The following is a 22,169-nucleotide window of genomic DNA, read 5'->3' as shown; positions in this document are numbered from 1 at the left end:
CAAACAAGGCATACATTTCAGATATCATTAAATAATAAACATTCTCATTTAAGTGTGACTCAACAGAACCTAGCACAGAAACATTAATCAAATGATAAATAGAATCAAAAAGACCTATTTCCACCTGGGAAAGCTACAACTACTTTGCATACTATGGAGCTGCACGTTAATTGCGACCCTGTCATTGTTCACCTTCAGTACCATACACTCATGGTCTCAGCACAAAGACAACCTTGTCCGACAGCTTGACACCCTTTCCGTTGGCATTGCCCTCGACCTGAAAAACAACCTAGCAGCCCTCAACAACCAATACCCTGAACCTGTCTGCGATCACAAAACAATGATGGCAATGCAGCAGGTTGATTACTTTGCAAACTTCCTTACCAGTATCTCAATCGTAAAAGATAACCTGATCATTTGCAGCTCTACTCAGGGAATGATTACTCCCCCAACCATTCTTATTGAGCCCGACTGGATCTCATTTGCCGGAGTAAAAGTCCGCCAACATCAAGTCGTTCCCTTTTTTGAAGAGCAAGTCACTGGCAGAACAGTCCAGATTGGTAATTTCCTGGCTTATTTGGATTACTCAAACGCTATCAGCGAACCACAGATGCCATGGCTTAAATACGTCAGCTATTACAACAAAGATAGTGAGTACAACAAAGATAGTGAGCTGAACTACCTATCAGGAACAACCGGCTTCTTAGCCAGTGATTTCACCCAACACGCAGCCAACTCACAGTGGTATGAAAACAGTAAATTGCTCTTTAGCCAATGCATCAACAAGAATGAATGCCTGCTGGTTGCGATCGATATCCCTACCTACTTTGCAGCGAATCATTCCATGCTTTTTTACTGGGGAGGATTCTTACTGGTGGTTATTACGCTGGTGACCTTTCTAGGTGAGCGTACTCACCAGCACCTTTTCAATGTTCCCCGTCAGATCCGTCATGGTATTAACGACCACCAGCTGACCCTGCATTACCAACCAATTCTTGATATGAGCTCTGGCAGCATTATCGGCTGTGAGGTACTAAGCCGCTGGCGCACACTGGACAACAAATGGATTCGACCAGATGAATTCATTGCCATTGTTGAACAAAACCGACAAACAGCAGAGCTAACCAAGCTGGTTGTATCTACGTGTATTAACGATTTATCCAAAACTGGCTTGCTGGGTAAGCTCAAAGTAGGAATCAACGCTTTCCCTTGTGATATCGCTTCAGGCCATATTCGAGATCTGCTTTGCCAACAGCTTCCAGAAGAATATTACTCGCTATTTTCTATTGAGCTGACCGAGCAAAAGATTGACAACCTTGAGGCTCTTTGCAAAGGCGTTCAGGATCTTCGGAAACTCGGTTTTGAAGTAGCGATTGATGATTTCGGAACTGGTTTTTCTAATCTCGAAGGTTTACGCGAATTGAGTGTCAGCACCCTGAAAATCGACAAAAGCTTTATATGGGGAGCTGAAACACCGTCCCTAAAACAAAACTTGGTTGAACATATCGTCAACATTGCCAAGTCTCTTGAGCTCAATATTATCGCTGAAGGCGTCGAAACAACGGAGCAGCTGGAGTACTTACGCTCTCTGGATGTCGACTTCACCCAAGGCTTTTTACACAGCCGACCGGTTTGCCTGGAAGAATTTGTAATGTTAGCAGAACCAGCCCAAGCCAAATAAGTAACCTTTAACATGGGCTGGTATGCGTTATACCGAACTCATCAATTTCCTTCGCCCACGATATGCTTCCGATAGAGCTCAAGGAATTCCAAAACAATTTCACGAGCTACATCGGTTTCACTGTTAGTCAGAAAAACCATCCCGGTCTGAGTTATAGGATTAAACACCATTTCTGTCCGGATCCCTTTAACCCAACCACCGTGGTGAACAAAACCGGTGATACCGCGATAATCGAAGGTACGCCACCCCAAACCATAATAGACATTGCTCAATTTAGCCCGATAACGGTATTGGTTTGCCCTGACATGAGGCTTATGCATAATTGCCAATGAAGATGTACGTAGTACCGATGGATAATGACCGAACTGCGCCAGCATCCACTTCGCCAGATCCTGGGCGCTGGCATTAATTCCAGCAGCTCCCGGCACCTTATAGTAGTACGGATCCGGTTTTACCGCCGAATAACCCGATTTTACCTTCACATGGGGAACCACCCTGTTGGGAGCTTTTTTGAATTCATCCAATCCAAACGAAGCGTGATCCATTTTTAAGGGAATAAATACCAGCTCCTTCACCAGAGAGGGAAAATCTTTCCCAGCTGCCAGAGCCAGCATATCGGCACTAAGGTTGTACACGACGTTCTGATAGCCGTAACATTTGCCGGGATCACAAACAAATTTCACCCGTTTGAGCATCTGCAAAATCCGAGTATAGCGAACATTATCTTCAAGAAGATTAGAATACGCTTGAGGCATCAGGCCGGATGCATGTGAAAGCAGGTGCCTGAGCGTTACCGTACTCCCCAATTCAGGATCGCTAAATTCAATATCCTCAAGGTAGGGCACTACGTGGGTATCCCACTCTATTACCCCTTTGGCAACCAAAATAGAGGTAACCCCTGAAGTAAAAGTCTTTGAAATGGAAGCCAATGGAAAAACTGTCGCGGAGTTGACTCTGTTCTTACCACCAACTTTCGTCACCCCATAACCACGTAAAAGCCGGATATCACCATAAATGATGACCGCTAATGAAGCCCCCGGTACACCTTCTTTGACCGACTTTTTCACATAGCTATCAAGGGCGAACACAATTTCATCATTAAGTGCTGAAAAAGCCACCGCACTACAGTACAAAGTCAGGAATATCGCCGCCAGCAGTCTATAAAACTTCAGCAACACAGGCATCAACCCTCAACGAATGTCACCTAAGGGTAGTGCCTAACCACGATTTCTAATGCTCTCTGAATTGAGAATCAAACTCGATCACAACAAAGTAAAATATGTTAAAACAAAAAAGATCATTTCTTAGAAAATAGTTCAAGAAAACATCTTCGATTTCCACTATGATTATTTTGCTGTTTATTTTTAACCCATTGCGTTTATTTGCTTTTTATTTATACAAAACATATTTTTCTGCGTACACTTGTTCGCTGAAAACGATGTTTTATTGAGAGTTAATGCTATTTGAAACTCTATAAGAAAAATTTATAGATTATTTACACTAAAAATAACGACGACTTATAACACTGATATATAAAGAAAAAAACTCACCCGACGAGTCCAAAAGTGCGACCTGGGACACAAAATAACTTTTATTGTTCGCTATAGCCGCTACAATACAACGCCTTAGCCTCTTCAAGACAAATTAAAATAAGGTCACATGGTCATGAAAGTAGTCGATTTTTTAAAACAAAAACGTGATGTTCTGTCTCATCATCCGTTTGAACTGAAAGATTTGCTATCACCATCTCTGCGTGACTACTGGCTTGAATTAATTAATAAAGCCAATAATAGCCAGCTTGGTTCACTGATCAAAGATCATAAGCTTGCATCTAATGATGATGCTGTTGAAGAAGTGCCAGCTCCGGTTGAAGAGCCCAAACCAGCTCCAATCGCCATGAAGCCAGAAGCTGAAAAGCTGATGAATGAACTGAATGAAACTCTGGGCGAAGTTATCCACGTCGGTAAATGGCTAACCGTTGATCAAGAACGTATCAATGCTTTCGCTGAAGTTACTGAAGACCATCAGTGGATCCACACCGATCCTGAACGTGCAGCGGTTGAGTCTCCGTTCAAAACAACCATTGCGCACGGCTTTTTAACTCTGTCTCTGCTATCTGTTCTTACCGACAGTGTTGACCCTGACAACCAAAAGTTCCCGACTGCAAAAATGACAGTTAATGTCGGTATGAACCAGGTACGTTTCCCTTACCCGGTTAAAGCCGGAAACCGTGTTCGTGCGAGCACTAAAATCCAGTCCGTCACGCCTATTAAGCGCGGTCTGGAAATTGTTCAAGAGCTAACGATTGAAATTGAAGGTGTTCGTCGTCCGGGCTGTGTTGCTGAATCAGTGATCCGCCTGCACTTCTGAGCTTAATGTAGCAGAACAACGAAAAATGCAAAAGCCATCCAACAGGATGGCTTTTTGACATCTATATACCACTCTACCCACTCACCTTTTCTATCACCTTTAAAGCTTCTTTTCTACTGAGTGGTGATAGCTCCTCATCATGGTCGGCTACAAAATTGGCAACATAATCAGGAGCTGTTTTAGAGTATTCCCGCAAGGCCCAACCAATGGCCTTACGGATAAAAAATTCATCCTCATGGGCTAGCATCAGAACCGTCTCTTGCAGAAGCGCTACATTCGTCTTTTCTTTGTGCTTTAAATGAGCCAGCAAGGATGCCCGTCTTAGCCACATATTATCGGACTGGCGCCACTCTATCAGCTTTTGTTCAAACTCACGGTGCTCTTTAACCAACACGCCTATGAGGTTAGACGCAATCTTATCCACCGTATCCCAATGACTCGCCCCCAGCAGCATCTCTTCATAAATTGCGAACGCTTCCTTGATTCGAAATGCTTTGTAATACTCAGCAGCATCCATCGCCATGTATTGCTCTTCACGGTTTTCCCCCGACCACAACCAGAGCACTAAACGGCTATAATCAATAAAGGTGTTTATCTGCGTATGTTCACGAGCCTGCTTGAATATAGCGTAGCGCTCTGGCGTCTTTACACCATAAAACGGCTGATCGGTCTTCATGTAAGCCTGCATTTCCTTCGCAACCTCGGGATCACCAACTTCAGCCATCCGCTGCTGCATAAAGATCACCATCGGAATGATGAGGGACATCAAATTCTTCCTTTTTCTAACTTTTTATTTTTTCTTATTGGAACACAGTTCCTTAACACCGCAAACTTATTTTTAACCAACCATTATCAACGGAATAAGCCCTGTTCAGCGTTCGGACTTTTAACGCACAAACAAATATCGGAGCTAATACCTGCTATTTCCTACTGACTTTTCCTTGGTGATCAAGGTAATCAAGGAGTCGGTCTATCTGGTCGAAGCTAAGATCGGTGTGATCCGGCATCTGGGTATATCTGAATTTGGACGGCTGGCGAATATACTCTCGCAACATATCAGAGCTACGGTACGCCATAATATTCTTCGGCGCATTCAAATCTGGCCCAACCTTCCCGCCTTGCTTATCAAGGGCATGGCACTTCATACAACGAGCTTTAAACAGCTTAAAACCATTGTATACACTAGAGTCTGTCTGTACTCCATTCGGGTAAATCGCGGGATATTGACGCTGAAATTCAACCGTATTAATGGCGGCCAGCTGATAAGGCCATGGATAGGCTTGTTTGGGTGTCTGCTTTTTGCCTTTCCAGACCAGATAAAATGGCCCGGGATTAGATTGGTTATGACCAATTAGCTCCCATTCCGGAAGGTCTACATCGTGATAAATGATATATCCCCCCTGTTCAATAAGCTTTTCAAACGTTGCCACCGCCTGATAACCATCCTGTGCGATAAAATTGACATCGGTCGTCTGTTTACCTTCCCAAGCTTTACCATATGCCAACGCCATAACATCATGAAGCGAAAAGCCCAAATATCGTTTGTCCTTCCCATAATGCGGATCATAAATATCAACCTGATGAATCGAAAGCTGCTTCTTCATCTCATCTAAAGTAACTGTTTTAACAACTTCCCCCTCTTCCGAGAAAACCAGTTGCGCCGCATTACCTGTCGAACACACCCAAAATAAACCAATAACCGACAGCCACTTCACCCATAGAGCTTTTCTATTCATCTTATTTGCTCCTTGCTCTTTGCCCCTTACACATCACAGGCACAATCATCCAGCTGATTTAATTCCGCTTACTCTGAATATAGTCAGCTACTTACTGAAAAATTTATACTTTCTCAGCACTGAGATAGGCATCACAGATCCCTTTGTATTATCAGGAGCAATAAAGACTAACCAGGTAAGTTGACGAATATTCACGCCGTTCCTACGTTAAATATATCAGCCACCTATAAATGCATGTGTACCAGCGTGATTTCGTTAACCCGCTGCAAATCCATGACTCAATCTACGGCTGCTAGTTCATTCGGGGAGATGCTTGCGATATGGAACCAAGAGATGTCAAAACAATCGAAGATGCCAAAGCGATTATCAAGCAACGAGGGCTGACCCACGTTAAAGTCGGCCTGTTTGACAGTGACGGTGTCATGCGTGGTAAGTACATGTCAAAAAGCAAATTCTTTTCCTCACTCGAAAACGATTTTGCCTTCTGTGATGTTGTGTTGGGCTGGGATGTAAAAGACCAACTCTATGACAATGCAAAATACACGGGATGGCATACCGGCTATCCGGATGCGCAGGTCCGTATTATTCCGGAAAGCTGCCGAGACGTACTTGATGAAGACGGCATGCTGTTGTTCATTGCAGAATTCAGTGGAGATGCTGAATCAGTCTGCCCGCGTGCAACATTAAGAAAAGTGATAAAACAAGCAAAAGATATGGGCTTTAATCCATTTGCCGCTCTGGAATATGAATTTTTCCTGTTCAAGGAAACACCACACTCAGCACGGGAGAAAGGATTCCGAAACCTGGAAACAATCACTCCCGACTGGTTCGGCTATTCCATGATCCGCAATTCTACCTACTCTGACTTGTACAAAAGTATTCTTAGCATGGCCGAAACAATGGATTTTCCAATCGAAGGCATTCACTCAGAAACCGGGCCGGGCGTAATCGAAGCCGCGCTCGCGGTCGATCATGCCGAAGCAGCCGGCGACAAAGCAGCCCTGTTCAAAACCTATATGAAAGTACTGGCCCAGAAGAATGACTTACTGGCGACTTTCATGGCGAAATGGAGCAACGATTACCCGGGACAAAGTGGTCATATCCATCTCTCGCTAAGACACAAAGACGGCTCTTCAGCCTTCTACGCGCCCGATCTCCCCCATTCTATGAGTGACGTTCAACGTCATTTCCTCGCCGGTCAACAACGGCTGATGCCTGAACTACTCTGTATGATAGCGCCATCAGTCAACAGCTACAGCCGAATGATACCAGGCTTCTGGGCACCAACCGATGCCACCTGGGGAGTTGAAAACCGTACCACGGCATTACGTGTTATTGCCGGCTCTGCCATCAGCCAACGTATTGAGTATCGCATCGGAGCTGCCGATGCTAACCCGTACCTGGCCCTGGCTGCAGCATTAGGCTCTGGTCTCTATGGTATTGCAAGAGGCTGGGAGCCTTATGCTCCCGTCGTGGGCAACGCCTATGAACAACCACATCAACCCAAATTGGAATTACCACGTACCCTATGGGATGCCACCCAGCGCTTTAAGGCATCCGAAGCCGCTCGCGAGCTATTTGGCGATGCTTTTGTTGAACACTTTGCCGCCTCCCGCGAATGGGAAGACCGTGAGTTTAGAAAACATGTAACTGACTGGGAGCTCAATCGCTACTTCGAAATTATTTAAAGGAAACGGTGATGACTGTTCAGGGCAACACAACCACATTACAGACAATATCTCCGGTTGACGGCAGTGTTGTTGTCACCCGTGAACTCGCTTCGCGGCAACGCTGCCTTGAGACATTAACGTCATCACGCTATGCCCGGCAAAGCTGGCGTCTGGCCTCTCTGGCGCAGCGCAAACACTACTGTATTCTCGCAATTGATGCCCTCTTGTCACACCGAAATGAAATTGCCAGCGAGCTCAGCTGGATGATGGGCCGCCCAATCCGCTTCAGCGGCAACGAGTTGTCTGGTGTCGAAGAACGTGCCCGCTACATGATTGCAATTAGCGAAACAGCATTGGCAACCATCAAGTTCACAGAGAAACCGGGTTTTACCCGCTATATCAAGCGGGAACCACTCGGCACTGTAATGGTTATTGCTCCCTGGAACTACCCCTACCTCACTGCAATCAACTCCATTATCCCAGCTTTGCTGGCTGGCAATACGGTGATCCTGAAACACTCCTCGCAAACACCGCTATGTGCAGAGCGACTGCAACAAGCCTTTGATGAAGCCGGATTGCCTCATGGTGTGTTCCAGCATCTTCACCTAAGCCATGAAAGTACAAAAGCACTCATTGCCAGCGAGGAAATCCATCATGTAGTCTTTACCGGCTCGGTATCCGGTGGGGAAATAGTCGAAAAAGCTGCGGCTGGACACTTCCATAGCCTAGGGCTAGAACTCGGCGGTAAAGATCCAGCCTATATCAGGGCCGATGCAGATATTGATCACGCAGTTCAGACGGTAGTGGATGGCGCACTATATAACTCTGGTCAATCTTGTTGTGGTATCGAGCGGATATATGTACATGAAAGCCGTCACGATGAGTTTGTCTCAAAAGCCACAGAACTCGTCAGCACTTACCGGCTCGGATCACCCATTGATGAAAATACAACACTGGGGCCCTTGGTACGAACCAGTGCCGCTGATTTTGTACGCAAGCAAGTTACCGAAGCTATCGAATTAGGTGCCAAAGCCCATATCCAGGAAACGACCTTCCCCAAAAGTCAGCAGGGTACACCTTATCTGGCCCCACAGTTACTCACCGATGTAAACCACCAAATGCGAATCATGACCGAAGAAACCTTTGGCCCGGTGCTCGCTGTCCAGAAAGTCTATTCTGATGATGAGGCCGTATCACTGATGAATGACAGCCAGTATGGGCTCACAGCAAGTATTTTCACTCGTGATACTGACACTGCCGTTGCACTCGGTGAGCAGCTCGATACCGGCACTTTTTTTGTCAATCGCTGTGATTATCTGGATCCGGCTCTGGCCTGGACAGGCGTTAAGCACTCCGGACATGGCTGCGCTTTATCCAAGTTAGGATTTGAAGCCCTCACCCGGCCTAAGTCTTTTCATATCAAACACCTGTAGGAGCTTCCCTCATGCACTATGGACACTGGCATTACCCCACAGAGATCATCGCTAGAGAAAATTGCACCCACAAACTGGGAGACTACTGCAAAAGCACAGGGATCTATCGCCCCCTCCTGATCACGGATCACAACCTGGCCGAAACCAAAATGGTCCGCAACACAATTGCAGTATGTCGTGAAGCTAACCTGCCAATTGAGCTGTTCTGCCATATACAAAGTAATCCCACCGGCGCGAATGTCGAAGCAGGGATTAAGCATTATGTCGACGGTTACCATGACGGCATTATTGCATTAGGCGGCGGTTCCAGCATCGATGTAGCCAAAGCTGTCGCCTTGGTAGCAAGGCAATCTTTCCCGTTGTGGGATTTTGAAGACAAAGACGACAACTGGCACAAAGCAGAGCCAGATCAAATTGCGCCAGTGATTGCCATACCGACGACAGCAGGTACCGGCTCCGAAGTCGGCCGGGCATCAGTGATCAAAGATGAAACAGAACAGGTTAAAAAGATCATTTTCCATCCCCAGATGATGCCCAAGCTCGTCTTGCTGGACCCGATTTTAACGGCAGAGTTACCGCCAGAACTAACGGCTGCAACAGGCATGGATGCACTGTCGCACAGCCTGGAAGCTCTCTGTACTCACACTTTTCACCCGATGGCAGAAGCCATTGCACTGGAGTCAATACGACTGATTTCGCATTACCTACCCGTTGCTTACATTGAAGGTCAGAACCTCAATGCCCGATTCCATATGCAAATTGCCTCCTGTATGGGAGCAACCGCCTTCCAAAAGGGACTCGGAGCCACACATGCACTCTCCCACTCTCTGGGCGCTGTCTACGACAAGCATCACGGACTGCTGAACGCAATCCTGTTGCCCTATGTGCTATCAGCCAACAAGCTCCACATTGATGAAAAAACGAACCGGCTAGGCCGCTATCTTGCGTTACCCAAACCAGACTTTTACGGGGTAATGGCATGGTTACTCTCACTGCGAACAGATCTGAATATACCGCATACGCTTGCCGCTATCGGTATTGATAGCAAAGAAGCGGAGCGCATCGGCCAAATGGCCGTTTCAGACCAGTCTGCGGCAGGTAACCCAATCCATTTCACGGCCGAGCAATATGCCGAGATCTTTACCAATGCGGTCAAAGGCACACTAATCTATCAGTGAATGAGGCTGGATATGATATTAGGAGTATTACTGTGCGATGATGTCAGGCTGGAATTACAGCGAAAGCATGGTAATTACCCGGCCATGTTTAGCGAACTCTTCGGACAAGTTGATCCCAATATGCAGCTCAATTTCTACCGGGTGATCGACGGCCAGTATCCTAATGCTTTAGATGAATGTGATGCTTACATAAGCACCGGCAGCCAATACGGAGTTAACGATGAAGCTAAATGGATAAGCGTATTCGAAGCTTTTATCCACCAGCTCTACCACCAACTAATTCCCTATGTCGGGATCTGTTTCGGCCATCAAATGATAGCAAGGGCGCTTGACGGTGAAGTCTGCCGCTCAAGCCAAGGATGGGGCATTGGTGTCAAGCGGGTCAGCTTCTATCCGGAAGAAGTTATTCAACATAGCTGGCTTACTGCTCCCGATGCAAATTATGCGCTGATTGTCAGCCATCAGGAGCAAATTACCGAACTTCCCCCCGACACCCTTGTGCTTGCTGGTAGCAAATTCTGCCCCTATGCCATGATCCTGGTTGGCAATCACTTCCTCGGCATTCAGGGACACCCGGAATTTACTCCAGCATACAGCCAAGACCTAATCCAGCTTCGTCGCAATAATTTCAGCGAACCAACCTATGATTCCGCACTGGACTCATTGGACGAACAGACCGATCATCTACCTGTCGCCCAATGGATCGTAAATTTCATAAAACAGCGACATCTGGATTTCTCACACCATTAAAAACAGCTTTGAGGGTGACTCCCTCAAAGCTGTTTTAAAAGAAATAGTGGTAGATTATAAGCGTTAAATTTCAACAACCACTTTTTTCGCCAATGACATAGCGAGGTTATTGTCATAGTATGCAGCTTCGTTAATGAAGTGAGGATATGCTTCGTAATCCCCTTCCCAGCAGATCTCAGTGCCATCAAACAATGTGAATACCGGATCACCGGCATGCAGCGGTTTAAAATCAGCATCCTGAACATTTTTGTGAACCATACCAATGCGCTCACCACCAGCATCCTCCGGAAGTTTCAGCGTCTCTTCATATTTGAAGGCTTCATAGCTGGCAGGAAGCTCAGGCAAAACATCGGTGTTATGCAGCTCGATATAATCCAGAATATGCTGCGTCATCTCTTCCATCCAATCGAGGACATCCTGGCGGATCACTGACTGTGGCTGTGGGCCAACTTCCACAATCACACCTTGCGGTGAAATCGAGCTGAGGAAATAATGCTGCTCAACTGAAACCTGATCTTCTAAAACCACAACTGCATCAGGCATTTTAAATTTAACGTATGCGCCCATTTTTCGGTTAAACGCATCGGTCTGAAGCAGGATCAGCGATGGTCCCATGTTACTGGTGGTATTGTGCAAATCGATGATGAAGTCTGTTTTGGCATTGCCTTTCGGCCCTAACTGAAAGTTAATGGCTTTCGCACGACTTTGCTCATAGTTAGCCAGATCCTGATTATTCAGATCTTCTTGGCTAAACTGACGGTTCATGTCGCAATCAAGGTAACGCTTGTTTTCATCAAACGCTTTTGGGTTGGCAAAAACCATTTGGGTCGTAAAAGAATCTCGGGAAACCAGTTGTGGATTCTGCTGCCATTTACGTAACAGGTAGATCCCGCTAAATTCGTTTCCATGTGTGCCGCCAACAACAGCAACCGAATTGATGGTATTCGTCCTTGTATTCACAGGTCAGGCTCTCACTTGTCATTCAACATTCATCTCAACATACTGAAATGAATACCAGCTTAACTCACAATTTGCCAGTAAATGCTGATTAAAAAGTAACAGGTCGGGTTTGTACCCGCTCAGAATTTCACCTTTCCCAGCAAAGTTTTCGTCTGACCTCGTTGTGTTTTCTTATCCATGCGACGACGTTGTGATCCCTTTGTCGGCTTAGTCGCCCGGCGGGCTTTTTACTGTACAACCGCCAACTGAATCAATTCCTACAGTAGCAGTAGCGCATCTTCTTTGTTTTGCTCTTAGGTACGATACTGTTGAGTGGCTATTACTTAGAGGCTACTTCTAATCGATCAAACGCTATCTGCATTTGAGCACGATATTGCGCAATCTCTAAATAAAAGTAAGTAGAATGGGTCAGGACGCAATCGAACAGTTCCCAAACCACGATTTAACTAGATCTGACAGATTGCTCTAAGTCAGTTCAGCCCAAAGACGTGTCAGTGTACCTAAGCTGACACGAATCTGTACCATTATTGTGAAGGGTAAAGGTTTTGCTCTTCTATGATAAACCGTAAGTTGAACGGTTGCTTGAATTGCTGCTGTAGATCTTTTAGTTGATTCCCATCCAAATGTGCAATCCTTTCAGCTGCCAATTCATCAAGCGGGGTTAAGTCAACAGAATAGTAGCTCAGCTTTTCTAGATTGTTTTCTTCACTCAGAGAGCGTTTTAATTGTGCTGAAGCCTCTTCCATACAGATTCTATCAGTGTAGTTAGCTAGATAACCAACGACAGTCTTTTTATCATCTAAAGACAGGGATTGAAACCATTCAGATTTAGGGAAAGAAGACTTGTTTTGCTGCGCGATTTCATGACAATAATCGAATTGCTTTTGCCATAGTTTTTCCGCTTCAACGCTACTAATGGTTTGAGCCGAGCAACCAAAGAGAAGAAAGCTGAGAGCACATACTTTACTTAGATAATTCACTGACACAATTCCAAAATTTTCTTTCTTCGCCATAAGTGTATATTTCCTGCTCATAAGCGATTTGAAAAATAACTCCTCTAGTATATTTGCTTGAAGCAAACATAGCTTTACCAAAGGTTTCCCAATCATGCTCCCTAATGTTAATCAGTGTTTCAAATGGGCTTGTTGTAACACTGGGTGTACCAAAAATATAGTAAAACGGAGTAGCAGCCAACACACCACTTAGCAAATCTCCAGATTCCATTATATCTTTTATATCAGCAACTGAACGCCGACTTTTTTCACTTAGTTTTAGGTTGTTGATATCACAAATTCCTAGCTTAGCCATATTAATGAACCACGTTATGAAATACAGCAAGCCTTATACCAATGGTTGAACTTTGTGTCATTCTACTATATTTGATTTAGTGCTTTTTTCTCTGAAAACCTCCATATTTACTATCAGTTTAGATATATTTCCTATTTTTAAAAAATATATAAGATGAATCTCGCTAACAAAGTTTTATCCAGAAGTGATTTAGTGAATAAACTCAACAACGACATGTAATCGTTGTTTTTAGATACTTCTATTCATACCTGTAGTCACCATTTTGAAAGTGATCGCCATTTGAGAAAAATGACTAACAGATCACTTTCACACGACCAACATCACCATTTTCTAAGCGGACTTTTATTCCGTGAGGATGATTTGGTGACTTCGTTAAAAGGTCTTTTACAATGCCTGAGGTTAGTGTTCCGCTTCGTTGATCTTTTTTAAGAACAATTTTCACTTCTAATCCAGGGTGAATATTGGCTCGATTGGTTCCACTCATTCTCTCTACCTTATTGTTCAGTGTATCTTTGATTAAACGCTTCTCAAATCAAGCTTTATCTACCAAATGACTATACCCAAGTAACTTCAGGGTACTTGGGTATATCATCGCACGTCAGCAACTATCAACTGGCATGATGTTTATCGCTTGGTTGATCGGTTAATTGCTTGGTTATGAATTTCTCAACCAAACATCAGATTTACCAAGTCCTTTCTTCTTACGCTTTTTCTTACCCGTGCCTTCAGGTTTTGCCATCGGCTTATTTGCCTCTAACATCTCTTGGGTAATGGTTTCATCGAGTTCATAGCCTTCTACCTGTTCACGTTCAAGGCGAATTTTGTTCTTCTTCTCGATAACTTTGAAATGATGAAAATCTTCATAATCAATCAGCGATAGGGCTAGGCCAACTTCACCAGCACGGCCACTTCGACCAATGCGGTGCATGTAGTCTGATGGGCTTCTTGGTAGATCAAAGTTGATCACCACTGGCAATTTTTCGATATCTAAACCACGGGCCGCGATATCCGTTGCTATTAGCACATCAATCTCACCGGACTTAAACGCTTCAAGTATACGAGTACGATAGCCCTGCCCTTTATCACCATGAAACACTTCGGCCTCAATACCACGCTTATAAAGTTTATCGGCTAAGTGCTCACAGCTGTTCTTAGCATTGACGAAAACAAGAGCTTGTCGCCATTGATGCTGTTTGATCAAGTGCGCTAACACCGCTGTTTTTTCGCCCTTATTTACGTTAAAAACACGCTGTACTACGGTGCTGGCATCATCACTTTGTAGTTGTATTTCAACAGGGTCATTAAGCAGCTCTTGAGTTAAAGCCTGTACTTGCTCAGGGAACGTCGCAGAAAACAATAGCGTCTGCTTCTGTTTTGGCAATTGACCCAACAATTCAGATAGCTCTTCAGTAAAGCCAAGACTTAACATTCGATCGGCTTCATCAAGCACTAAGGTCTTTACCCTATCTAGCTTAATCGCATTACTTGAAATTAAATCAAGTAAACGGCCTGGCGTTGCAACCAAAATATCGGTGCCGCCACGCAGCGCAAGCATTTGAATATTGGCAGATACACCACCAAAAACAGCCACCGTTTTAATTGCACCGTTAAAGTGCACTGCGTATGACTTAATGCTGTCAGCAACCTGTTTAGCCAGTTCACGCGTTGGCACCAAAATAAGCCCAGTAACATAGTTACCTTTGCTGCCCTTCGTCTTCTCTGTGTGTTTTTGCGTAAAAAGATCCTGCAACATTGGCAGTGCAAAAGCCGCCGTTTTACCCGATCCCGTATTTGCACCTGCAATTAAGTCACGCCCCGCTAACACACTTGGGATAACTTGCGCTTGAATAGGTGTAGGCTGCAGATATTCCAGCTCTGTTAGCCGAGCTAACAAAGGTTGAATTAGGGCAAGCTCAGTGAAGCTGGCTGGCGTTGTGGCAGTAGTCATTGGGTAATAAAGGCTCTAGCTAAAATAATGGCGAGCATCTTAGCCTATTTGAGCCCAGTGAAGTAGCATAATGATAAGTCAAATCGTTCAATGAAGGCCTATGGTTCAATACCCCGCCAACAGACACGACTCTCCAGTATGTCGAAGGCAGTTTATTTGCTATCCTTAGCGCCGCTGGCACTCGGTGGCTAATCGAGTGATCAAATCATCAAAACTAGTTCAGAACAAATAGGTGTCGCCATGCTAGCAATCTCAAATACCGTAACCATTGCCGATTGGGAGATTGAACTTAACGCAATCAGATCAGCAGGTAACGGGGGACAAAATGTCAATAAAGTGGCAACTGCCATTCACCTTCGTTTTGATATCAAGCGATCATCTTTACCCACCACCTACAAAGAAAAACTGCTTAAGCTTTCTGATAGTCGAATCTCCTCCGAAGGTATAATCATCATCAAATCACAGCAATTCAGAACTCAGTTACAAAACAAAGAAGCGGCTTTGGAGCGCCTGAAGGAACTAATTCTATCAGCGATGGTTGTGCAGAAAGCTCGAAGAGCAACGAAGCCGACCAAAGGCTCACAACGTCGCCGAATGGATAGCAAAACAAAACGTGGCACTACGAAAGTATTGAGGAAAAAGGTGGATTTATAATAAGGCTAGCTGAACGGTATTAGAAATAGTAAACACGAAAAGCTAAACCCGCCTGTAACGGTAAATCAAAGTACAACTATTATAAAAGATTTGACTCAATTTGTGATCATGCTTACAGGCTCAACCCAATACTATATTGAAGATTATGCTAAGACAGTATCCTCTGTACAATCTGACAGTTAGGTTTTTATACCCATGAACACAGTAATAGCTTACCTTGCCGACGGTGGTCAGTTTATGCGTCCGTGGCTGGCTGAAATTGCCACCGCTATGATTGCTTGCCTGCTTGTTATCTTCGGATCCGATATAAACCGAATCCTACGCCGCCACCTTGCCTGCACCAACTTTATTGTTCGTACCTTGGTATTTGTGCTGGTTAACGCCTTTGGCTATGGTTTCCTGAGCATTTCCGTCTCTCCCTGGCTCGCCAAACAGCTGGGGAACATACCAAGCCAATGGTTATTTTGTGTTGTTGTCGCAACGTTTCTTTTTGTCGGTGCTTGGGCACAGCGAAACAAAGCGATATAAGCAAAGAGCACTACCGCCAAAACCAGATAAACACAAAGAGCCCTGCAATAATGCAGGGCTCTTTCATGATAAAGCGCAATTTAAACTGCTTGCTATCAACGAATAAGCTATACCCGACGGTAAGGCAGGTATGTCGGTTCCCACATATGCTCGGCCAGCTCTTGCTCTATGTCTTTGCCGCGCATGATGCTATCAGGATCCGTAGTCTGCATATTTTGCAGAATACTCATCGCAACCCGGTGTGATACGGTTGTCAACTGATTGATCCTTGGGTATACACAACCAGCAGCCAAATCTTCTTCAGATACACATTCCGCCAACGCATACGATGCCGTGGTAAACATATCCAAAGTGACTTTCTTAGTTTGGGAAACAATCGCCGCCAAGCCTACCCCAGGGAAGATGAAGACGTTATTACCCTGACCAATCCGGAATTCCTGGCCATTGTAATTCACATCTCCAAACGGACTACCTGTTGCAACAATTGCCTGGCCATCACTCCACTTGTAGATATCAGCAGGCAAAGCCTCGCAGTTAGCGGTTGGATTCGATAACGGGAACACCATCGGACGCTTGGTGTATTCCATCATCTTCTGCACATGCTCTTCTTTAAATGCCCCGCCAATACCACTGGTACCCAGAAGCACGGTCACCGGATGGTTATTAATCAGCTCAGTCAGGCTAACCTTGCCTAGCTCCTCAGTATGCCAGTCAGCAGCAATAGTATGAGGTTTGGCATAACGCTTCTTATATTCATCCAGTCCATCACGATCGTCGAAGACCAATCCCTTTGAATCGAGAATAAAGATCTTATCGCGAGCTGCTTGCTGGGTGCAGCCTTCTTTCAACAGGCCTGCATAAATCTGGTCAGCAACACCTACACCACCAGCTCCGGCACCGTATACCACATAGGTTTGATCGGCCAGAGATTCACCCTTGATTTTGACCGCACCCAAAATACCAGCAAGAACAACCGATCCTGTCCCCTGTATATCATCGTTAAAAGATGGCAGGAAGTCTTCATAATCATTAAGGTTATCGAATGCATTCGACTTACTGAAATCCTCCCACTGGAGCACAGCTTTCGGGAAGTGACGCTTAACCTGATGAACAAATTTCTTAATGAAGGTTTTATATTCCTCACCGCGCATCCGCTTACGAGGTACACCCAGATACATTGGATCATCCAGAAGATCCTGATTATCAGTACCCACATCTAGAGCAATTGGCAAACAGTGAGCAGGGTGAATACCCGCACCCAATGTGTACAGAGACAACTTACCAATAGGAATACCCATGCCACCAACACCCTGGTCACCCAACCCCAGAATTCCCTGGCTATCGGTAACCACGATGATTTTAATATCTTTACCCGTGAAGTGACGGGCCTGCTCACCCATATTGTCGACATTATCTTCTGTAATGTAGAGACCACGCGCTTTCTGGTAACGGTGGCTGAACTCCTGACATGCCTTACCCACAGTTGGGGTATAAATAATGGGTGTCATTTCCTCAACATGGCGCGAAAGCAGTGCATAGTACAGAGTTTCGTTCCTGTCTTGCAGCGCCCGCAAGAAAAGGTATTTTTCTATATCAGTCGAAGCATTCCTGAAGCCATCATAAACACGATTAAGCTGATCTTCGAAAGTCTGAACACGTGGAGGGAGTAAGCCATTTAGCTGGAACGCTTCCCGCTCTTCATAAGTAAACGCAGTGCTTTTGTTAAGTGTCCGGTCGTTGAGCAGTTCGGTACCAGTTAGGGAAACTGGTCTGAATTCATTGCCATTTTCATCTTTCCAACGCAGGTATTTGCCTATCGTCATGGTATCCCTCCAGTCTTATTTTCGACAATCAACCCTCTCGGCATCATTCTGTGGCGATGACAGAAAATACCGGGCTGACACTGACTCCTTTAGGAGATAACGAAAGATTCTACGCCCATTGTTTGAGGAAAAATGTGAGGCTTAGTGAATAATCACTTGATTTAAAAATAGTTATTAATAAAGAAGCCCGCTCATTCAAGCAGGCTTCAAATTCGGAGGAGTTAATTTCCCTTAGAACGTAACAGTCAGATTTTCTGTTGTCAGAACAGTATCCTTATGGATTGAACCCGTTTCAATATTCAGGGCACCGCTGTTATCTTCTTCAGGATGATCAACGCTACCGTTACACACTAAGGCAATGTCATAAGTCCCGACAGAAACATAACCTATCTCAAATGCACCGGTTGAAGAATCAACAGCAGTAGTTGCGTAAGGAGTATTCTCTCCTCCCTCCTGAATATCTCCGTAATTCCCATCAGTCGGTGCGGTATAAACGTAAACATGAGCATCACTGATATCGCTACTACAAGCAGACGAACCCACTGAACCACTAATAGTAGCTACACTTTCATTGTTCACCATACGAATAGCGGTTGTCTTTAAGCGGTATCCATGCGCCTGATTTTCGACAATGCCTTTTCGCAGATCAAATTCAAGTGTATATTTCGGTGCCGACGATGCCGAAATATTGAAAGAATTAGGGATAATGATCTTGCCATTGGCGTTTGTATAACCCAACTCCATAACCTGATCGGTATCCGTTACAACATGTGAAAATGGGGTATTAGCAGAATCGCCATAATCTCCGCTAGCCATCGCATTCAAACGCATTTGCGTATACGCACCAGCTTCTAGAGCTTCATCACTTAAAACCTGTAATGATTTATCTCCCTGATAAGCCATTAAGTTAATGACCATAAACAGAGGATTACCGTCCGCATCAACGGGTATGGAGTAGCTGTCAGGGATACACTCTGCTGAGCTCTGGTCAGCTGCAAATGACGCTGTTCCCCAACTTGATTCATCCTCGTTGGCCTTCTTTACAGCAATCTGATCAAAAGCGACACAAACCTTCTTCAGGCTATCAACTGGCGCATCTGAAAATGCCAAATTAAATTTTGCCGTATTACTATCTGACGAACCAGAGTTACACCCTACAAGAGCAAGGCTTACCATACCCGCTACAACCAAACGCCTCATTGATAAAACCCTCAATATGAATTCAACCCGTAGAGTACAAAACAACCATATATTCTTCTAACGCATACCCCCCATTCTGGACAAATCTCACATTAAATTGACAAAACTATCATTAGAGAATCCAAAGCATCATTGTACTCACTCAATGATCAGCGCCTAAGGCGCTATACGCTCTCAAAATAATCATTTGCTCACATCAAGATTAACAAAACGCTTACCAGATTATTTATTGCCGACAATTTAGTCATCAAAGACAAATTAGTTAGACTGTGCTCACACCAACAATAAGCAACTAATCACATTGCAACAAAAGTATGTAGGATGCGTCACGTTCAAACCCCATTACGGATAATAAAAATGAAATTTTCCCGAAGCATAATTGCTGCATCCATTGCCCTGGCTGCACTAGCTGGCTGTAGCACGAATAATGACGAAACTCCCCACACTTTCACTGAAGCCCGCTTTGCAACTTATAATCTCTCTTTTGACCGTGCCTCTTATGAAGATCTTGTTGCCGAAATGGCGCTAAAACGCAATGAACAATCTACGCTTATTCAGCGTTACAATAACAATGACGCATCATTAACAGATGCAGAGAAAGCAACAGCGAAAAAAGTTATCCAGATCCGCAACGTTGCCGAAAGCATTCAGCGTACCCGCCCGAATGTTTTCCTGCTGGCTGAATTCAATAACGACGGTAAAGGCGAAGACATGAGAGCCCTAAACGGCTTCCATGATAACTATTTAGCTCATGCTCAAAATGGCCAGAAACCAATCAGTTTCAATTACAAACAAAATATAGCAACCAATACCGGTAAGCCTAGCGGCTACGATTTAGACTATAAGTTCGGCAACACAAATAAAGGTAATGATGCATGGGGCTTTGGTAATTACCACGGGCAGTATGCCTTTGCCGTTTTCTCCCAATTTAAAATTGATAAAAACAACATCCGTACTTTCCAGAACTTCAAATGGAAAGATATGCCTGGCGAAACCAACCTGAAAATAGTGAAATGTGATGACCCAACTAAGATCCCGGCAGGCAAGAGTTGTGGTGACAACTGGTACAGTGATGAAGCCTGGCAGCAGTTCCCGCTTTCATCGAAAAACCACGCGGATCTGCCGATTATTATCCCGACACCTTCCGGCGAACAAGTCATTCACTTCCTGGTTTCGCACCCTACCCCGCCAATCTGGGCAAATGCGGCAAACCACAATGTCATCCGAAATCATGCTGAAATCGAGTTCTGGAAAGACTACATCGAATCAGACAACTACATGTATGATGACAAAGGCATTACAGGCGGCCTTGCAGCAGGCAGCAAATTCGTTATTGCAGGTGATCTGAACGCCGATCCAATTCAGGGGGATGGCGATCTGACAGCCATTAACGATCTGCAAAAGAGTCCGCTGGTAAACATTCACGCGACAATCGGCTCCCAAACCCCAACCAGTAAAGGCGGTCCGGAATGTTTCGATCTAGAAATCTGCACCGGTGACAACAAAAACACACCGTACATTGATCACATCACTAGTAAGAGTGGTCTTCGCCTCGACCACGTAATCCCATCTGAAAACCTGACTGTAACAGACTCTGGCGTATTCTGGCCGGCAAGCGATGAAGCCGGCTACCATCTTGTTTACGATAAAGAACTAGGTAACAGCAAAGGTGTCTCTTCTGACCACCGTCTGGTGTGGGTCGATTTTGACCTGACGAAGTAGCCTTAATTCGCGGATCTGACTGAAATCAATAAGCCCTGTCATGAGAAACATCACAGGGCTTTTTCATTTAAACAGAAAACACCGGAGAAATACCGTAATCCTGCCCGCCCATCAGCAATAGTCCAATAACCACCAGCAATATACCGCCCAAAAGCTGTAGATAGTAACCAGCCAGTTTCCAGCCCGTCTTGCTACTATTGTTGCCGGCCATCAGATAGCGCTTAACCAAATGCTTACCAGTTAAAGTCATCATCGCAATGAGGGAGGTTGTAAGTGCTGTCCCTGCCGCCATCACCACCGCACTAATGACTCCCATCCAATACATTCCGACCATATTGGCAAACAGAAGTACCATAATGGCACCGGTGCAAGGCCTAATCCCAATCGTTGCCACAATACCGACATACTCCCTCCATGTGGAAGCCCGGTTAATCGCTTCAGCATCAGCGACATGCTGGTGACCACAACCACACCCTTCGTAATGATGGTGATGGTTCTCAGCTAAAGAAGGCTTGCCTGCAAAAGGCTGGGCTGAAGAGTGAGCCGCTGACTCTAACGCAAGCTGTCCGGTTTCGTCAGGTGATTGAGCTGACAACGGCGTCAAAGCCATCACCTGAAGCTTAGAATGCCGCATTGAGTAATAAATATGCTTTATCGCCTTCCAGCAAATCAGTGCTCCCAGCACAGCTACCAACGCAAAGCTCAGCGACACAAAAATCATCGCCTTTTGATTAACCGCACGCATTGACGCGCTAAAGCCCCAAACCAAAACACTCACCAATACAATCGCGACCAATGCCTGACACAAAGCTGAAATAACTGTAAGCATCAGACTTGCTTTTACCTTCGTCGGATGGGTCGCGAGGTAGGTAGTAACAATCACTTTGCCATGCCCCGGCCCTAATGAGTGAAGCATGCCATAAAGAAAACTGAATCCGGCCAGGTATCCACCAGCAATCAACGGGTTTGCCTTGGCATCGTATAACAAGTCTGCCAGTTGAGCGTTTACCTCGCGCTGCCACTGAATACTGGCAACCACCAGTGATGGCCACAACAACCACAACTGATATAACCCGATTGCTAAGGCTGATGAGACAATAGCGGCTACACACCAACGACCTCGGTGAGCCCGATGTCTTACCATTTCGTTACGCTCTGATTGAGAAGAAGGTTGGTTCATGGTTATTTTTCTTTTGGGCTGACGAGTA

Annotated in this window: 20 protein-coding genes; 9 read left to right on the top strand and 11 right to left on the bottom strand. The window is 45.1% G+C overall.

Features of this window, described 5'->3' with window-relative positions; all coding sequences use genetic code 11:
• Positions 1-91 precede the first annotated feature (91 nt).
• Complete coding sequence (locus Q0852_RS00340) at positions 92-1,681, top strand: EAL domain-containing protein (RefSeq protein WP_299012884.1); 1,590 nt, start codon at positions 92-94, stop codon at positions 1,679-1,681.
• Between the two features lie 41 nt (positions 1,682-1,722).
• Here the strand turns inward: Q0852_RS00340 and Q0852_RS00335 are convergent, their stop codons facing one another.
• Positions 1,723-2,865, bottom strand: coding sequence for a serine hydrolase (locus tag Q0852_RS00335; protein ID WP_299012883.1), 1,143 nt, complete (start codon positions 2,863-2,865; stop codon positions 1,723-1,725).
• A gap of 481 nt (positions 2,866-3,346) precedes the next feature.
• Here Q0852_RS00335 and Q0852_RS00330 point away from each other — a divergent pair, with 481 nt between their 5' ends.
• Positions 3,347-4,051, top strand: coding sequence for a MaoC family dehydratase (locus Q0852_RS00330; protein WP_299012882.1), 705 nt, complete (start codon positions 3,347-3,349; stop codon positions 4,049-4,051).
• 73 nt (positions 4,052-4,124) lie between these two features.
• Here the strand turns inward: Q0852_RS00330 and Q0852_RS00325 are convergent, their stop codons facing one another.
• Together Q0852_RS00325 and Q0852_RS00320 are read right to left on the bottom strand one after the other, a co-directional pair.
• Complete coding sequence (locus tag Q0852_RS00325; protein ID WP_299012881.1) at positions 4,125-4,817, bottom strand: DNA alkylation repair protein; 693 nt, start codon at positions 4,815-4,817, stop codon at positions 4,125-4,127.
• Between the two features lie 154 nt (positions 4,818-4,971).
• Complete coding sequence (locus Q0852_RS00320) at positions 4,972-5,787, bottom strand: cytochrome c (RefSeq protein ID WP_299012880.1); 816 nt, start codon at positions 5,785-5,787, stop codon at positions 4,972-4,974.
• 320 nt (positions 5,788-6,107) lie between these two features.
• Here Q0852_RS00320 and Q0852_RS00315 point away from each other — a divergent pair, with 320 nt between their 5' ends.
• The 4 genes from Q0852_RS00315 to Q0852_RS00300 are packed head-to-tail and all read left to right on the top strand — an operon-like array spanning position 6,108 to position 10,818.
• On the top strand, positions 6,108-7,475 hold the full coding sequence (locus Q0852_RS00315; protein WP_299012878.1) for a glutamine synthetase: 1,368 nt from the start codon (positions 6,108-6,110) through the stop codon (positions 7,473-7,475).
• Between the two features lie 11 nt (positions 7,476-7,486).
• Positions 7,487-8,890 (top strand): aldehyde dehydrogenase family protein, encoded by a 1,404-nt coding sequence (locus Q0852_RS00310; protein ID WP_299012877.1) that lies wholly within the window; start codon positions 7,487-7,489, stop codon positions 8,888-8,890.
• 11 nt (positions 8,891-8,901) lie between these two features.
• Entirely contained in the window at positions 8,902-10,068 is a 1,167-nt protein-coding gene (locus Q0852_RS00305; protein ID WP_299012875.1) for an iron-containing alcohol dehydrogenase, read from the top strand.
• Between the two features lie 12 nt (positions 10,069-10,080).
• Positions 10,081-10,818 carry a GMP synthase gene (locus tag Q0852_RS00300; protein WP_299012874.1) on the top strand — a complete coding sequence of 246 codons (738 nt, stop codon included), beginning with the start codon at positions 10,081-10,083 and terminating at the stop codon, positions 10,816-10,818.
• A gap of 63 nt (positions 10,819-10,881) precedes the next feature.
• Here the strand turns inward: Q0852_RS00300 and Q0852_RS00295 are convergent, their stop codons facing one another.
• The 5 genes from Q0852_RS00295 to Q0852_RS00275 all read right to left on the bottom strand — a co-directional run bounded on the left by Q0852_RS00295 (position 10,882) and on the right by Q0852_RS00275 (position 15,034).
• Complete coding sequence (locus Q0852_RS00295; protein WP_299012873.1) at positions 10,882-11,778, bottom strand: aspartoacylase; 897 nt, start codon at positions 11,776-11,778, stop codon at positions 10,882-10,884.
• Between the two features lie 524 nt (positions 11,779-12,302).
• Positions 12,303-12,791, bottom strand: a complete 489-nt coding sequence (locus Q0852_RS00290; protein WP_299012872.1) for a hypothetical protein — start codon at positions 12,789-12,791, stop codon at positions 12,303-12,305.
• Entirely contained in the window at positions 12,742-13,086 is a 345-nt protein-coding gene (locus Q0852_RS00285) for a hypothetical protein (protein ID WP_299012870.1), read from the bottom strand. The genes Q0852_RS00290 and Q0852_RS00285 overlap by 50 nt, the downstream gene beginning before the upstream one ends.
• Before the next feature lie 292 nt (positions 13,087-13,378).
• The gene (locus Q0852_RS00280) at positions 13,379-13,570 is read right to left on the bottom strand and encodes a YwbE family protein (protein WP_160650618.1); all 192 of its coding nucleotides are present in this window, start codon (positions 13,568-13,570) and stop codon (positions 13,379-13,381) included.
• A 171-nt stretch (positions 13,571-13,741) separates the two neighbouring features.
• The gene (locus Q0852_RS00275) at positions 13,742-15,034 is read right to left on the bottom strand and encodes a DEAD/DEAH box helicase (protein ID WP_299012866.1); all 1,293 of its coding nucleotides are present in this window, start codon (positions 15,032-15,034) and stop codon (positions 13,742-13,744) included.
• A gap of 240 nt (positions 15,035-15,274) precedes the next feature.
• Here Q0852_RS00275 and arfB point away from each other — a divergent pair, with 240 nt between their 5' ends.
• Together arfB and Q0852_RS00265 are read left to right on the top strand one after the other, a co-directional pair.
• Complete coding sequence (arfB, locus tag Q0852_RS00270; RefSeq protein ID WP_299012864.1) at positions 15,275-15,688, top strand: alternative ribosome rescue aminoacyl-tRNA hydrolase ArfB; 414 nt, start codon at positions 15,275-15,277, stop codon at positions 15,686-15,688.
• Positions 15,689-15,883: 195 nt separating this feature from the next.
• Positions 15,884-16,216, top strand: a complete 333-nt coding sequence (locus Q0852_RS00265) for a DUF3392 domain-containing protein (RefSeq protein WP_299012862.1) — start codon at positions 15,884-15,886, stop codon at positions 16,214-16,216.
• Between the two features lie 107 nt (positions 16,217-16,323).
• Here the strand turns inward: Q0852_RS00265 and Q0852_RS00260 are convergent, their stop codons facing one another.
• Positions 16,324-18,039, bottom strand: a complete 1,716-nt coding sequence (locus Q0852_RS00260) for an NAD-dependent malic enzyme (protein ID WP_299012861.1) — start codon at positions 18,037-18,039, stop codon at positions 16,324-16,326.
• 231 nt (positions 18,040-18,270) lie between these two features.
• Positions 18,271-19,239, bottom strand: a complete 969-nt coding sequence (locus tag Q0852_RS00255; protein WP_299012859.1) for a DUF4382 domain-containing protein — start codon at positions 19,237-19,239, stop codon at positions 18,271-18,273.
• Positions 19,240-19,596: 357 nt separating this feature from the next.
• Here Q0852_RS00255 and Q0852_RS00250 point away from each other — a divergent pair, with 357 nt between their 5' ends.
• Positions 19,597-20,961, top strand: a complete 1,365-nt coding sequence (locus Q0852_RS00250) for an endonuclease/exonuclease/phosphatase family protein (protein WP_299012858.1) — start codon at positions 19,597-19,599, stop codon at positions 20,959-20,961.
• Between the two features lie 67 nt (positions 20,962-21,028).
• On the opposite strand, the gene Q0852_RS00245 is transcribed toward Q0852_RS00250, so the two are convergent.
• The gene (locus Q0852_RS00245; RefSeq protein WP_299013427.1) at positions 21,029-22,105 is read right to left on the bottom strand and encodes a nickel/cobalt transporter; all 1,077 of its coding nucleotides are present in this window, start codon (positions 22,103-22,105) and stop codon (positions 21,029-21,031) included.
• Positions 22,106-22,169 lie beyond the last annotated feature (64 nt).

This window comes from uncultured Photobacterium sp. (assembly GCF_947502415.1).
In the GTDB taxonomy this organism is placed as follows: Bacteria; Pseudomonadota; Gammaproteobacteria; order Enterobacterales; family Vibrionaceae; genus Photobacterium.
This window is presented reverse-complemented; position numbering and strand designations above follow the sequence as displayed.

Excerpts from the sequence above, each read along its gene's own strand:
- Q0852_RS00340 (WP_299012884.1), top strand. The coding sequence starts at position 92 with ATGATAAATAGAATCAAAAAGACCTATTTCCACCTGGGAAAGCTACAA.
- Q0852_RS00335 (WP_299012883.1), bottom strand. The coding sequence starts at position 2,865 with ATGCCTGTGTTGCTGAAGTTTTATAGACTGCTGGCGGCGATATTCCTG.
- Q0852_RS00330 (WP_299012882.1), top strand. The coding sequence starts at position 3,347 with ATGAAAGTAGTCGATTTTTTAAAACAAAAACGTGATGTTCTGTCTCAT.
- Q0852_RS00325 (WP_299012881.1), bottom strand. The coding sequence starts at position 4,817 with ATGTCCCTCATCATTCCGATGGTGATCTTTATGCAGCAGCGGATGGCT.
- Q0852_RS00320 (WP_299012880.1), bottom strand. The coding sequence starts at position 5,787 with ATGAATAGAAAAGCTCTATGGGTGAAGTGGCTGTCGGTTATTGGTTTA.
- Q0852_RS00315 (WP_299012878.1), top strand. The coding sequence starts at position 6,108 with ATGGAACCAAGAGATGTCAAAACAATCGAAGATGCCAAAGCGATTATC.
- Q0852_RS00310 (WP_299012877.1), top strand. The coding sequence starts at position 7,487 with ATGACTGTTCAGGGCAACACAACCACATTACAGACAATATCTCCGGTT.
- Q0852_RS00305 (WP_299012875.1), top strand. The coding sequence starts at position 8,902 with ATGCACTATGGACACTGGCATTACCCCACAGAGATCATCGCTAGAGAA.
- Q0852_RS00300 (WP_299012874.1), top strand. The coding sequence starts at position 10,081 with ATGATATTAGGAGTATTACTGTGCGATGATGTCAGGCTGGAATTACAG.
- Q0852_RS00290 (WP_299012872.1), bottom strand. The coding sequence starts at position 12,791 with ATGGCGAAGAAAGAAAATTTTGGAATTGTGTCAGTGAATTATCTAAGT.
- Q0852_RS00285 (WP_299012870.1), bottom strand. The coding sequence starts at position 13,086 with ATGGCTAAGCTAGGAATTTGTGATATCAACAACCTAAAACTAAGTGAA.
- Q0852_RS00280 (WP_160650618.1), bottom strand. The coding sequence starts at position 13,570 with ATGAGTGGAACCAATCGAGCCAATATTCACCCTGGATTAGAAGTGAAA.
- Q0852_RS00275 (WP_299012866.1), bottom strand. The coding sequence starts at position 15,034 with ATGACTACTGCCACAACGCCAGCCAGCTTCACTGAGCTTGCCCTAATT.
- arfB (WP_299012864.1), top strand. The coding sequence starts at position 15,275 with ATGCTAGCAATCTCAAATACCGTAACCATTGCCGATTGGGAGATTGAA.
- Q0852_RS00265 (WP_299012862.1), top strand. The coding sequence starts at position 15,884 with ATGAACACAGTAATAGCTTACCTTGCCGACGGTGGTCAGTTTATGCGT.
- Q0852_RS00260 (WP_299012861.1), bottom strand. The coding sequence starts at position 18,039 with ATGACGATAGGCAAATACCTGCGTTGGAAAGATGAAAATGGCAATGAA.
- Q0852_RS00255 (WP_299012859.1), bottom strand. The coding sequence starts at position 19,239 with ATGAGGCGTTTGGTTGTAGCGGGTATGGTAAGCCTTGCTCTTGTAGGG.
- Q0852_RS00250 (WP_299012858.1), top strand. The coding sequence starts at position 19,597 with ATGAAATTTTCCCGAAGCATAATTGCTGCATCCATTGCCCTGGCTGCA.
- Q0852_RS00245 (WP_299013427.1), bottom strand. The coding sequence starts at position 22,105 with ATGGTAAGACATCGGGCTCACCGAGGTCGTTGGTGTGTAGCCGCTATT.